This window comes from Streptomyces sp. NPDC006193, from assembly GCF_040613915.1.
GTDB lineage: Bacteria > Actinomycetota > Actinomycetes > Streptomycetales > Streptomycetaceae > Streptomyces.
Genome location: NZ_JBEXTB010000012.1, coordinates 85,194 through 97,976 on the forward strand (window position 1 = coordinate 85,194; position 12,783 = coordinate 97,976).

General features: G+C 74.3%; 10 protein-coding genes and 1 pseudogene. 8 read left to right on the plus strand and 3 right to left on the minus strand.

Annotation, left to right across the window (positions count from 1 at the left end; genetic code table 11):
* Positions 1-31: 31 nt before the first annotated feature.
* Positions 32-802: an IclR family transcriptional regulator gene (locus ABZ261_RS14375; protein WP_356858883.1), complete on the minus strand. Its 771-nt coding sequence runs from the start codon at positions 800-802 to the stop codon at positions 32-34.
* A gap of 127 nt (positions 803-929) precedes the next feature.
* On the opposite strand from ABZ261_RS14375, the gene ABZ261_RS14380 reads away from it, so the two are divergent.
* Complete coding sequence (locus tag ABZ261_RS14380; protein WP_356858885.1) at positions 930-2,459, plus strand: aldehyde dehydrogenase family protein; 1,530 nt, start codon at positions 930-932, stop codon at positions 2,457-2,459.
* 125 nt (positions 2,460-2,584) lie between these two features.
* Here the strand turns inward: ABZ261_RS14380 and ABZ261_RS14385 are convergent, their stop codons facing one another.
* Positions 2,585-3,973 carry an MFS transporter gene (locus ABZ261_RS14385; RefSeq protein WP_356858887.1) on the minus strand — a complete coding sequence of 463 codons (1,389 nt, stop codon included), beginning with the start codon at positions 3,971-3,973 and terminating at the stop codon, positions 2,585-2,587.
* Between the two features lie 70 nt (positions 3,974-4,043).
* On the opposite strand from ABZ261_RS14385, the gene ABZ261_RS14390 reads away from it, so the two are divergent.
* From ABZ261_RS14390 to ABZ261_RS14400, 3 genes and pseudogenes are all read left to right on the plus strand, one after another.
* On the plus strand, positions 4,044-5,039 hold the full coding sequence (locus ABZ261_RS14390) for a helix-turn-helix domain-containing protein (RefSeq protein ID WP_356858889.1): 996 nt from the start codon (positions 4,044-4,046) through the stop codon (positions 5,037-5,039).
* 60 nt (positions 5,040-5,099) lie between these two features.
* A pseudogene (locus ABZ261_RS14395) lies at positions 5,100-5,827 on the plus strand (DsbA family oxidoreductase).
* Positions 5,828-5,922: 95 nt separating this feature from the next.
* Positions 5,923-6,984: an aminotransferase class V-fold PLP-dependent enzyme gene (locus ABZ261_RS14400; protein ID WP_356858891.1), complete on the plus strand. Its 1,062-nt coding sequence runs from the start codon at positions 5,923-5,925 to the stop codon at positions 6,982-6,984.
* 388 nt (positions 6,985-7,372) lie between these two features.
* On the opposite strand, the gene ABZ261_RS14405 is transcribed toward ABZ261_RS14400, so the two are convergent.
* Positions 7,373-8,473: an aminotransferase class V-fold PLP-dependent enzyme gene (locus ABZ261_RS14405; RefSeq protein ID WP_356858893.1), complete on the minus strand. Its 1,101-nt coding sequence runs from the start codon at positions 8,471-8,473 to the stop codon at positions 7,373-7,375.
* A 139-nt stretch (positions 8,474-8,612) separates the two neighbouring features.
* Here ABZ261_RS14405 and ABZ261_RS14410 point away from each other — a divergent pair, with 139 nt between their 5' ends.
* Genes ABZ261_RS14410 through ABZ261_RS14425 form a run of 4 tightly spaced genes read left to right on the plus strand, consistent with a single transcriptional unit; the run spans position 8,613 to position 12,193 of the window.
* The gene (locus ABZ261_RS14410; RefSeq protein WP_356858895.1) at positions 8,613-9,461 is read left to right on the plus strand and encodes a transporter substrate-binding domain-containing protein; all 849 of its coding nucleotides are present in this window, start codon (positions 8,613-8,615) and stop codon (positions 9,459-9,461) included.
* The gene (locus ABZ261_RS14415) at positions 9,458-10,291 is read left to right on the plus strand and encodes an amino acid ABC transporter permease (protein ID WP_356858897.1); all 834 of its coding nucleotides are present in this window, start codon (positions 9,458-9,460) and stop codon (positions 10,289-10,291) included. Before ABZ261_RS14410 ends, ABZ261_RS14415 begins: the two co-directional genes overlap by 4 nt.
* Positions 10,288-11,082: an amino acid ABC transporter ATP-binding protein gene (locus tag ABZ261_RS14420; protein WP_356858899.1), complete on the plus strand. Its 795-nt coding sequence runs from the start codon at positions 10,288-10,290 to the stop codon at positions 11,080-11,082. Before ABZ261_RS14415 ends, ABZ261_RS14420 begins: the two co-directional genes overlap by 4 nt.
* A 19-nt stretch (positions 11,083-11,101) precedes the next feature.
* Positions 11,102-12,193, plus strand: coding sequence for an amidohydrolase family protein (locus ABZ261_RS14425; RefSeq protein ID WP_356858901.1), 1,092 nt, complete (start codon positions 11,102-11,104; stop codon positions 12,191-12,193).
* Positions 12,194-12,783 lie beyond the last annotated feature (590 nt).

Below are 12,783 nucleotides of genomic sequence, written 5' to 3' on the forward strand. Positions count from 1 at the left end.
TCAGAAAACCGGCTCGCACGGCTCGCCGTGCTCAGAGTCTGCGGGTCGCCAGCGTCAGCCGGTCCCGCGCGTCGAACAGGGCGTCCTTGATCATCTGTTCGTGGGCCGGGGTCAGCCGGGCCACCGGCACCGAACAGCTGACGGCGTCCCGCGCCGGCGTGCGGTACGGGATCGCCACGCCGAAGCAGCGCAGGCCCAGCGTGTTCTCCTCGCGGTCGACGGCGAAGCCCTGCTCCCGGATCCGGTGCAGCTCCTCGATGAGCCGCTCCCGGTCGGTGAGGGTGTTCTCGGTGAGCGCGGGCAGGGTCTCCGGCAGCAGCTTGCGCACCTGCTCGTCGGTGTAGGTGGCGAGGACGGCCTTGCCGAGGGCGGTGGAGTGGGCGGGCAGCCGGCGGCCGACGCGGGTGAAGGGGCGCAGGTGGTGCTGGGACTGGCGGGTGGCGAGGTAGACGACGTTGGTGCCGTCGAGCCGGGCCAGGTGGATGGTCTCCGTGGTGTCGTCGGAGAGCCGGTCCAGGGTGGGACGGGCGGCGGCCACCACCTCGTCGCCGTCGATGTACGACGTGCCCACGAGCAGCGCCCGCACCCCGATGCCGTACCGCGTGCCCGTCGCGTCCGTCTCCACCCAGCCCAGCTCCACGAGCGTGCGCAGCAGCATGTACAGGCTGGACTTGGGGTAGCCCACCGCCTCCTGGACGGCGGCGAGGGAGTGCATGCCGGGCCGGCCGGCGAAGAACTCGAGCAGCTCGACGGTCCGTACCGCGGACTTGACCTGCGCCCCGCCTGTCTCGCCAGCCGGCATCGCCCTTGACCCCTTCGTTCGCCGGGAAATAGTCTCCGGGAATTCACCATCAGAGACGATGTTCAGTATATCGAACGCGGCTGTGGGCCGGCCCAGTGGCGACGGCCTTGAGCGGAGGGACCCCGCGGTGGCAGCAGCACCAGTCTGGAGTGTCGACCCGCGCACCGGGAAGCAGCGCGAACAGGTCGCGGTGGAGGCCACGGCCCAGGAGGTGGACGCGGCCGTCCGGGCGGCCCACGCCGTGCGCGGCGCCCTCGCCGACCGGGCGGTCCGCGCCGCCCTCCTGCGCTCGGCCGCCGCGGGCCTGGACGCGGCCCGGGACGGCCTGGTCGGCACCGCCGACGCCGAGACCGCGCTCGGCCCGACCCGGCTGACCGGCGAACTCGCGCGCACCACCTACCAGTTGCGGGCCTTCGCCGACATCGTCGACGAAGGCGCCTTCCTCGACGTCATCATCGACCACCCCGACGACACGGCCACCCCGCCCGTCCCCGACCTGCGCCGCCACAAGGTCCCGCTCGGCGTGGTCGCCGTCTACTCCGCCTCCAACTTCCCCTTCGCCTTCTCCGTCGCCGGCGGCGACACGGCGAGCGCGCTGGCCGCGGGCTGCCCCGTCGTCGTCAAGGCCCACCCCGACCACCCGGGCCTGTCCGAGCTGGTCGCCGAGGTGCTGCGCCGGGCCGCCGCCGAGCACGGCGTCCCCGGGGGCGTCGTCGGTCTTGTGCACGGCTTCCGGGCGGGCGTCGAACTGATCCGGCACCCGCTGGTCGCCGCGGCCGGCTTCACCGGTTCGGTGCGCGGCGGACGGGCCCTCTTCGACGCCGCCGCCGCGCGGCCCGTCCCGATCCCGTTCCACGGCGAACTGGGCTCGCTGAACCCGGTGCTGGTGACCGGGGCCGCCGCGGCCGAGCGCGCCGAGGAGATCGGCGCCGGGCTCGCCGGGTCGATGACCCTTGGAGTGGGCCAGTTCTGCGTCAAGCCCGGCCTGGTGCTGGTGCCGTCCGGCGCGGCCGGCGACCGGCTGGTGAAGTCCCTGGCCGACGCCGTCGCCGGCACCGGGGCCGGGGTGCTGCTCGACCACCGCATGCGCGACGCCTTCGTCGCCGGCGTGGCCGAGCGCGCCCGGCTGCCCGGCGTCGAGGCCCCGGTCGCCCCCGGCGCGGCCGGCGACCACGCGGTCCGCGCGGGCTTCCTCACCGTGCCGGCGGACCGGCTGACCGCGCGGGGGGCGTACGACCTGCTGCTGGAGGAGTGCTTCGGGCCGGTCACCGTGGTCGCCCGCTACGCCGACGAGGCCGAGGCGAAGGCGGTGCTGTCCCGGCTGCCGGGCAACCTCACGGCGACGGTCCAGCTGTCCTCGCAGGAGGCCGCGGGCCACGGCCGGGGACCCGGGCTCCTCGCCGAGCTGACCCCGCTGGCCGGGCGCGTGCTGGTGAACGGGTGGCCGACGGGAGTGGCCGTGGCCCCGGCACAGCACCACGGGGGCCCGTACCCGGCGACCACCTCCACCTCGACCTCCGTGGGCGGCACGGCCGTGGAGCGGTGGCTGCGGCCGGTGGTCTACCAGAACGCGCCGGAGGCGCTGCTGCCGCCCGAGCTGAAGGACGACAACCCCCTCGGGCTGCCCCGGCGCTTCAACGGGGTCCTAGAGCGGTAGCACCCCCGCGGGGCGCGGCCGCCGGAGCGCCGCGCCCGCCCGGCCGGGCGGTGAGGAGGGCTTCGTGCGCCGAGCGGGCCGTGCCGGCGTCGGCGGCCCGGCAGGACCGCACGACCGCAGCGGGTTCAGGGCCGCCGGGCCGGGCCGACCGGGAGACGGAAGCTGAGCACGGACGTCACCGCCAGCAGCGCCGCGCCGACGGCGAGACTCAGCCGCAGGCCGCTTTCGAACCCCTGCCCGAGCAGCGCCCCGGACACCGCGACCCCGAGTCCGCCCGAAACCTGCCGTGCCGCGTTGAGCACCCCGGCCGCCAGGCCCGCCCGCTCGGCGGGCACGGCGTCCATCATCGCGGCGGTGAGCGGCGGCACCGTCAGCGCGCATCCCAGCGAGAGCGGGACCAGCAGCGCGGCCACCACGGGGGAGGGCGTGCCCGTGTCGACGTACATCAGGACCAGCAGCCCGGCGACGGCGAGGGGCTGGCCCACGAGCATCGGCAGCCGCGGGCCGTAGCGGCCGGCGAGCTTGCCCGCGGCCACGTTGGTCACCGCGATCAGTCCCGTCATCGGAAGGAACATCAGCCCCGCGTACAGCGCGGAGCGGCCCTGGACCTGCTGGAAGAACAGCGAGAAGACGAACACCACGCTGTAGAAGGCCACGCTGACCGCGGACCCGGCCGCGACGGCCGTGGCGACGGTCCGGTCGCGGAACAGCCCGAGCGGCACCACCGGGTGCGGCCGGCGGGCCTCGATCCGCAGGAACGAGGCGCCCGCGACGACGGCCACCGCCAGCGCCGCCCAGCCCGCCGGGCCGCCCTCGATGACCGCGAACGACAACGCCACCAGGGTGACCACGGCCGTCAGCTGCCCGGGCACATCCCACGGCGCCGGACGGGGCCGCGAGCGCGGGGCCCGGACCAGCAGCAGCAGGATCACCGCGCCCACCGGGAGGTTGACGAAGAAGATGCCGCGCCAGTCCCACGCGGTGGTCAGCGCACCGCCGGCCACCGGGCCGAGCGCCACCGCCACCGCGCCGCCCGCCGCCCAGGCGGCCACCGCGCGAGCCCGCCGGGCGGCATCCGGGTACGCCTGCCGGACCAGCGCCAGCGAGGCGGGCAGGACGACCGCCGCCGCCACGCCCTGCAGCACCCGGGCGCCGATGAGGAAGGGGAGGTCCGGGGCCAGGCCGCACGCCGCCGAGGCGAGCGTGAACACGGCGGCGCCCAGCGCGTACGCCCGGCTCGCCCCCGCCCGGTCCGCGAAGGCGCCGGTGGACAGCATCAGCGCCGCGAACGCCAGCGTGTAGGCGTCCACGACCCACTGCAGTCCGGACATCCCGCCGCCCAGCGAGTCGCCGATCGCGGGCAGTGCCACGTTCACCACGGAGGCGTCCATGCAGATCAGCGAGAAGCCGAGCAGGGATGCGGTGAGTGTGAGCGCGGCGGGGGCCTCGGTGGTCCTGACGGGGCCGTCGGCGGAGGCGCGCCGGCCGGCCCGCGGTATCTGATGCGTCGACATGTCCCCATGCTGCGAGGCCGGGTGGGCCTACAGTAGTGGCCTGAACGCCATGCATCCGGAGGTTCTGGCCATGCCCCATCGCGTCGCCGTCATCGCGTCCGCCCCCGTGTCGATGTTCAACCTCGCGATCCCGGAGATGCTGTTCGGCAAGGTCCGCGTGGACGGCGAGCCGGGCTACGAGGTGGTCGTCTGCGCCGCCCGGCCGGGGCCGGTGCCCACCAGCAGCGGACTGGACCTGCAGGTGCGGCACGGGCTCGACGCGGTGCGCGAGGCGGACACGGTGGTCGTCGCGGGCACCGGGACGCCCTACGAACCGGACCCCCGGATCGTGGCCGCCGTCAGCGAGGCGGACGCCGCCGGCAAGCGCATCGCATCCCTGTGCACCGGTGTCTTCCAGCTCGCCGAGGCGGGGCTGCTGCACGGCCGGCGGGCCACGACGTACTGGGCGCACGCCGGGGAGCTGCGCCGGCGCTACCCGCACATCGACCTCCAGCAGGACGTGCTCTACATCCAGGACGGCCGGTACGTCACCGCGTCCGGCTACGCCGCCGGCATCGACCTGTGCCTGCACGTCATCCGCAGCGACTACGGCGCCGCCGTCGCCAACGAGGTCGCCCGGCTCGCCCTCGTCGCCCCGGTCCGGCCCGGCGGCCAGACCCAGTTCGCCCACACCCCGCTGCCGCCCGAGCGGGGCACGGCCTGCGCGGACACCCGCGGCTGGGCCATGCGCAACCTGGACAAGCCGCTCACCCTGACCGACCTGGCCCGGCACGCGGGCGTCTCCGTGCGCACCCTCACCCGCCGGTTCCACGCCGAGAGCGGGGTCAGCCCGCTGCAGTGGCTGCTGCACCAGCGCGTCGAGCGGGCCAAGGAGCTGCTGGAGACCACCCGGCTGCCCATGGACCAGGTGGCCGCCGCCTGCGGACTGGGTACCGCGGACTCGCTGCGCGCCCACCTGGTCCGCCGCACCGGCCTCACCCCGAGCGCCTACCGGGCCCAGTTCAGCCGGCACGAGCCCGCGCGGCCCGCTCCGCGGCACGCCGCGGGAATGGGACACTCTGTTTGAACGTTCACGTACCGGCCGGAGAGAGCCTCCGCGCCCGTACGACCCGAGAGAGCCGAACACATGCGCGTCGAGATCTGGAGCGACATCGCCTGCCCCTGGTGCTACGTGGGCAAGGCCCGCTTCGAGAAGGCGCTGGCCGCCTTCCCGCACCGCGACCGCGTCGAGGTGGTGCACCGCTCCTTCGAACTGGACCCGGGCCGCGCCAAGGGCGATGTGGAGCCGGTGATCACCATGCTCACCCGGAAGTACGGCATGAGCGAGGCCCAGGCCGAGGCCGGCGAGGACGCCCTCGGCGCCCAGGCCGCCGCCGAGGGCCTGCCCTACCGCACCCGCGGACGGGACCACGGCAGCACCTTCGACATGCACCGCCTGCTGCACCACGCCAAGGAGCGCGGCCGGCAGGACGAGCTGATCCAGATCCTCTACCGGGCCAACTTCGCCGAGGAGCGCTCCGTCTTCACCGAGGGCGACGAACGCCTGGTGGAGCTGGCCGCCGAAGCCGGACTGGACGCCGACGCGGCCCGCGCGGTGCTCGCCGACCCCGAGGCGTACGCCGACGAGGTCCGCGCCGACGAGCGCGAGGCCGCCCGCCTCGGCGCCACCGGCGTGCCCTTCTTCGTCCTGGACCGGACGTACGGCGTCTCCGGCGCCCAGCCCGCCGAGGTCTTCACCGAGGCCCTGGCCCGGGCCTGGGGCGAACGCCCCCGCTGGAGCCGGCCGGCGGCGGGGGCGGAGATGACGCGGCGGCCTGCGGACCGGACGGGTGCGCGGTCCCGCAGCAGGGCTGAAAGCGCAGGTCGGCGGGCACGTATAAGCGTGCCTACGCGGATCCACGCACAAAATCGCAATGGACGGGTGGCTCCGCGGGCCGCAGAGTGAGGACATGGAGACCACGGAGTCGTTCGAGAGCGTCGTCCGCGCCGAGTTCCGTCCGAAGCGCATCCACCTCAACACCGCCAGCAGCGGCCTGCTGCCCGCCCGCACCGTCGCCGCCCTCCAGGAGGCGGCGCTGCTGCGGGCCGAGGGCCGGTCCCTGCTCCCGCTGTACGAGGACGTGGAGGCGAGCCGGGCCGCGTTCGCCCGGCTCGTCGGCGTCCCGGCCACCCGGGTCGCGGCGGGCGCCTCGGTCGCCGCGCACACCGGCGTGATCGCAGCCTCGCTGCCCGCGGGCGCCGAAGTCCTCACCGCCGAGGGCGACTTCACGTCCGTGCTGAACCCCTTCCACGTCCGCGGCGACCTCAAGGTGCGCGCCGTCCCGCTGGAGCGGATCGCCGAGTCCGTCCGGCCGGGCACCGCGCTCGTCGCGGTCAGCGCCGCCCAGTCCGCCGACGGCCGGATCGCCGATCTGCCCGCCCTGCGCGAGGCCGCCCGGGCGCACGGCGTGCGCACCTACGTCGACTTCTCCCAGGCCGCCGGCTGGCTGCCGGTGGACGCGGACGCCTTCGACTTCACCGCCACCGTCGCCTTCAAGTGGCTGCTCGGCCCGCACGGGGCGGCCTTCCTCACGGTCCCCGAGGACTTCGGCGGACTGACCCCGTTCCTCGCGGGCTGGGTCGCGGGCGAGGTGCCGTGGGACAGCTGCTACGGCCCGGTGGCCGAACTCGCCCGCTCGGCCCGCCGGTTCGACCTCTCGCACGCCCTGTTCACCTACGCGGGGCTGCGCCGCTCCCTCGAACTGATCGAGGAGCTCGGGGTGTCCGCCCTCCACGCGCACGCCGTGGCCCTCGCCGACCGGTTCCGCGCGGGACTCGCGGACCTCGGCCGGGAGCCGGTGCCCGCGCCGGGCTCGGCGATCGTCGCCGTCCCCGGACTCGGCTCCCGGCAGCCGGAGCTGAGCGAGGCGGGCATCGAGGTCTCCGACCGCGCGGGTCACCTGCGCGCGGCCTTCCACCTCCACAACACGGCCGCGGACGTGGACCGCCTGCTGGAGGCACTGGCCGGCTGACCCGCCGCGCCGGCGCGGCCCGCCCGGGGCCGGCGCAGGAAGGGGGCCACGGCACCGGGGTGATGTCCCGTGCGGCGATGAACTGCCGCCCGCGCACCGGCGCACCGGTGCGGCGAACGGTCCCGGGCGTGCCCGCCACCCTGTCGAGCGGGCCCCTGCGGATCCGCACCCTGCCGGTCCGGCATCCGCACCCTGCCGGTGCGGCTCCGGGGGAGGGCGGCGCCGGCGCACCGGCGCACCGGTGCGGCGAACGGTCCCGGGCGTGCCCGCCACCCTGTCGAGCGGGCCCTGCGGATCCGCACCGTGCCGGTCCGGCATCCGCACCCTGCCGGTGCGGCTCCGGGGGAGGGCGGCGCCGTTGCCGTCGTGGTCCTCCCGGCCGGGGCGGTCAGCGCCAGGCGTGCTCCGCGGCCCGCCGGGCGGCGTCCGGGTCCACGGCCAGGCCCTGAGCGGCCAGCGCGGCGCCCAGGGCTGCCAGGCAGCTCTGCACCGCGGCCAAGGTCGCGTCGGGGCCGTAGTGGTTGACGCGGATCATCTCCCGGGCCAGCGCGCCGCCGCCCGCGGCCAGCGGCAGGGCCGGGTCGGCCTCCAGGGCGCGGGCCACCAGTTCGGAGGCCACCACGCCCGACGGCACGCGCAGCGTGGTCGCGACCGGCGCCGCGTCCTTCTCCTCGTACACGTACGGCTCCAGGCCCCCGCCCAGCGCCACCGCCCCGGCCCGCGTGGCCAGCGCGGCGCCGCGGTGCCGGGCCATCACCGTCTCCAGCCCCTGCGACTCGATCCGCTCCAGGCACGCCTCCAGCGCCAGCATCTCCAACTGGGCCGGGGCGTGCGGCAGCGCCGTGCGGCCGGCGTCGATCCAGCGCTCCTTCCAGTCCAGGAGGGAGAGGTAGGAGCGGCGCGGAGCGTTCGGGTTGGCGGCCATCCGGGCCCACGCCCGCTCGCTCACCGAGATCGCCGACACTCCTGCCGGGCCGCCCATCGCCTTCTGCGCCCCGATCACGCACAGGTCCACGCCCCACGCGTCCGGCAGCACCGGCTCCGCGCCCACGGAGGCCACCGCGTCCAGGTAGAACAGCGCCCCGTGCTCCCGTACCGCCTCGCCGATCTCGGCCACCGGGTTGGTGTTGCCGGTCGCGGCCTCGGCGTGCACCAGCGAGACGAAGTCGATCTCCGGGTGCTCGGCGAACGCCTGCCGGATCTGCTCGGCCGTCACCGCCGTGTGGAAGGGGACCGACAGGTCGTGCACGGTCGCCCCGGCGTCCCGGAGCCAGTTGCCGAAGGTCTGCCCGTACGGGCCCGTGATCACGTTCAGGGCCACCGTGCCCGGGCCGGCCGCCGCGCGGATCGCGCCCTCCAGCGGAAGCAGCGCCTCGCCCTGTGTGATCAGGACGTCCTGCCGGGTGTCCAGCAGCCGGGCCACCCCGTCCTCGATGGCGGCGAAACGTCCGGCACTCAGCGGGGGCAGATCGAGGAAGGGGTGGGTCACGGCGGTGCTCTCTTCGCTTTCGGGGTACCAACTCCCTCGATCTTAGGTCGAGCGACCCCGTAGCCATGGGTTTGATTTGAGAGACTCAAACCCTTCCTTATAATCGGAACCCACAGTTTCCCCTTAGGAGATCCCCCGAATGAAAACGCTCGCCGGGCGCCGGACCCGCTTCCTGGCCGCCACCACCGCGACCGCCGCACTCGTGCTCGCCGCGGCCGGCTGCTCCTCCAGCGACTCGGGGAGCGGCAAGACCACCGTCAAGGGGGTCCACCTCGCCAAGGCCGGGCAGCTGACCACCTGCACCCACCTGCCGTACCCGCCGTTCCAGTCGGACGTGGACGGCAAGGTGCAGGGCTTCGACGTCTCGCTGATCGACCTCGTCGCCGAGGACCTCGGCGTCAAGCAGAAGATCCTCGACACGCCGTTCGAGAACTTCAAGACGGGCGCCTTCCTCAACTCGGGCGAGTGCGACCTGGCCGCGGCCGGCATGACCATCACCGCCGAGCGCAAGAAGAACGTCGACTTCTCCGACCCGTACTTCGAGGCCACCCAGGCGGTCCTCGTCGACAGGAAGAGCGGCCTCTCCTCGCTCGCCGACGTCAAGGCCAAGGGCAGGAAGCTCGGCGCCCAGGCGCAGACCACCGGCGAGGACTACGTCAAGGGCAAGGGCTACGACCCGATCTCCTTCGAGTCCTCCGACGCCGTCCTCAACGGCCTGCGCACCGGCCAGGTCCAGGCCGTCGTCATCGACTACCCGGTCGTCCAGGGCTGGCTGAAGGACAAGGCGAACGCGGACCGGTTCAAGGTCGTCGACAACCTCAAGACCGGTGAGCAGTACGGCTTCACCGTGAAGAAGGGCAACAAGGCGCTGCTCGCCGCGGTCAACAAGGCGATCAAGGACGCCAAGGCCGACGGCACCTACAAGAAGATCTACGAGAAGTGGATCGGCCCGTACAACGCCTCCGTCGCCTCTCCCGCGGCCTCATGACCGACCTCGACACAGCGGTCCAGCCGAAGAAGAAGGGCCTGACCCGGCGCCAGAAGCGCAGCGTCTCCCGGGGTGTGCAGTACGCCGTGTTCGCCGCCGCCGTGATCGCCTTCGCGGTCACGGCCGACTGGGACCGGCTGCAGAACCAGTTCGCCCAGGCCGACATCGCGCAGCGGATGTTCCCGGACGTCATCACCCTGGCGCTGAAGAACACCGTGCTGTACACGCTGTCCGGCTTCGTCGTCGGGCTCGTCCTCGGCATGGTCATCGCGCTGATGCGGCTGTCCTCCGTGGGACCGTACCGCTGGCTCGCCGGCGTCTACATCGAGATCTTCCGGGGCCTGCCCGCCCTGCTGATCTTCATCTTCGTCGGCGTCGCCGTGCCGCTCGCCTTCCCCGGCACGGAGATCCCCGGCGGCACCTACGGCAAGGTCGCCATCGCGCTCGGCCTGGTCTCGGCCGCCTACATGGCCGAGACCATCCGCGCCGGCATCCAGGCCGTGCCCAAGGGCCAGATGGAGGCGGCCCGTTCGCTCGGCTTCTCGCCCGCCAGGGCCATGGTCTCCATCATCGTCCCGCAGGCCTTCCGGATCATCCTGCCGCCGCTCACCAACGAGCTCGTCCTGCTCTTCAAGGACTCCTCGCTGGTGCTGTTCCTCGGCGTCACCCTGGAGGAGCGGGAACTGTCCAAGTTCGGCCGGGACCTGGCCAGCACGACCGCCAACTCCACGCCGATCCTCGTCGCGGGCCTGTGCTACCTGCTGGTCACCGTCCCGCTCAGCTTCGTCGTCCGACGTATGGAGTCCAAGGCCCAGGAGGCGATCCGATGAGCCGCCCCGAGATCGAGGTGCGCGGGCTCCGCAAGTCCTTCGGCGACAACGAGGTGCTGCGCGGCATCGACCTGGAGATCGGCCAGGGCGAGGTCGTCTGCGTCATCGGGCCCTCCGGCTCCGGCAAGTCCACGCTGCTGCGCTGTGTGAACCTGCTGGAGGAGCCCACCGAGGGCCGGGTCTTCGTCGGCGGCACCGAGGTCACCGATCCCGATGTCGACATCGACGCCGTGCGCCGCCGCATCGGCATGGTCTTCCAGCAGTTCAACCTCTTCCCGCACCTGGACGTCACCGAGAACCTCACGCTGCCGCAGCGCCGGGTGCTGCGGCGGGACAAGGAGACCGCCGCGCGGATCGCCGCCGAGAACCTGGCCCGGGTCGGGCTGTCCGAGAAGGCGGACGCCTACCCGTCCTCCCTCTCCGGCGGGCAGCAGCAGCGCGTGGCCATCGCCCGCGCGCTCGCCATGGGCCCCGAGGTGATGCTCTTCGACGAGCCGACGTCCGCGCTCGACCCCGAACTGGTCGGTGACGTCCTCGCCGTCATGCGCCGCCTCGCGCAGGAGGGCATGACGATGATGGTCGTCACGCACGAGATGACCTTCGCCCGCGAGGTCGCCGACCGGGTCGTGTTCATGGACGGCGGCGTGATCGTCGAGGACGGCAGCCCCGACCGGGTCATCGGCGCCCCGCAGCACGAACGCACCCGCCACTTCCTCTCCCGCCTGCTCGACCCGGCCATGGCCGAGGTCGAGGAGGAGGCCTCCGGCCGGGTGGAAAAGTCCGCGCCGTAGGTCGCTTAAGGTGCGGTGCATGAGCGATGGCGCGGTGCTGCACGTGAAGGGAAGGGTCCTGGCGGGGCCCGAGGACGTCCGCGACGAGCTGTGGGTGGTCGGGGGGCGGATCTCCTACGACCGCCCCGCCGGGGCCCGCGACCACACCACCGTCGAGGGCTGGGCGCTGCCCGGCCTGGTCGACGCGCACTGCCACGTCGGCCTGGGCGCCGAGGGCCCGGTCGACGCGGACACCGCCGAGAAGCAGGCGCTCACCGACCGGGAGAAGGGCACCCTGCTGCTCCGGGACGCGGGCTCCCCCTCGGACACCCGCTGGATCGACGACCGCGAGGACCTCCCGAAGATCATCCGCGCGGGCCGGCACATCGCCCGCACCCGCCGCTACATCCGCAACTACGCCTGGGAGATCGAACCGGAGGACCTGGTCGCCCACGTCGCCCGGGAGGCGCGGCGCGGCGACGGCTGGGTCAAGCTGGTCGGCGACTGGATCGACCGCGGCCTCGGCGACCTGGCCCCCTGCTGGCCCCGCGAGGCCGCGGAGGCGGCCATCGCCGAGGCGCACCGGCTCGGCGCCCGCGTCACCGCCCACTGCTTCGCCGAGAGCTCCCTGCGCGACCTGGTCGAGGCGGGCATCGACTGCATCGAGCACGCGACGGGCCTCACCGAGGACCTGATCCCGCTGTTCGCGGAACGGGGCGTCGCGATCGTCCCCACACTCGTCAACATCGCCACCTTCCCGCGGCTCGCGGCAGGCGGCGACAGCAAGTATCCGCGCTGGTCCGCGCACATGCGCCGGCTGCACGAGCGGCGCTACGACACCGTGCGCGCCGCCTACGACGCCGGTATCCCGGTCTACGTCGGCACGGACGCCGGCGGCTCGCTCGCCCACGGCCTGGTCGCGGAGGAGGTCGCCGAGCTGGTCACCGCCGGCATCCCGCCGGTCGACGCCCTCGCCGCCACCAGCTGGGCCGCCCGCGAGTGGCTCGGCCGGCCCGGCCTGGAGGAGGGCGCGCCCGCCGACCTGGTGGTGTACGAGTCCGACCCGCGGGCGGACGTCCGGGTGCTGGCGGCACCGCGCCGGGTGGTGCTCAACGGGCGGATCGTCGAGTGACCCCAGCGGTGCCGCCGAACTCCGGCACCGCTGCCGCGCCGGCCCGGGGCGGACCGCGCCGCCCTGCCCCGCCCTGCGGCCCCGGCCTCCACAGCGGGTGTCCGGGTGCCGGCGGCGCCGCGCCGGGTGGTGCCCGGCGGGCGGGTCGTCTAGTGACGCCATCGGTGCTGGCACCGCTGTCGGGGCGGACCGTCCCGCCGTGTCCTCAACGGGCGGGCCTCGCCCTGTGGCCCCGGCCTCCAGGGCGGGTGTCAGGGTGCCGACGGCGCCGCGTCGGGTGGTGCCCGGCGGGTGGGTCGTCTGGTGACGCCATCGGTGCCGGTGAGCTGCGGCACCGCTGTCGGGGCGGACCGTCCCGCCGTGTCCTTAACGGGCAGGCCCCGCCCTGCGGCCCCGGCCTCCACAGCGGGTGTCCGGGTGGCGGCGGCCCCGCGCCGGGTGGTGCCCGGGGGGCGGGTCGTCTAGTGACGCCATCGGTTCCGCCGAGCTGCGGCACCGCTGTCGGGGCGGACCGTCCCGCCGTGTCCTTCGTCGCCCAGGACGGGATCGTCGGCACTGCGTGCCGGTGACGCGTGCGCCCGGCGCCCGCC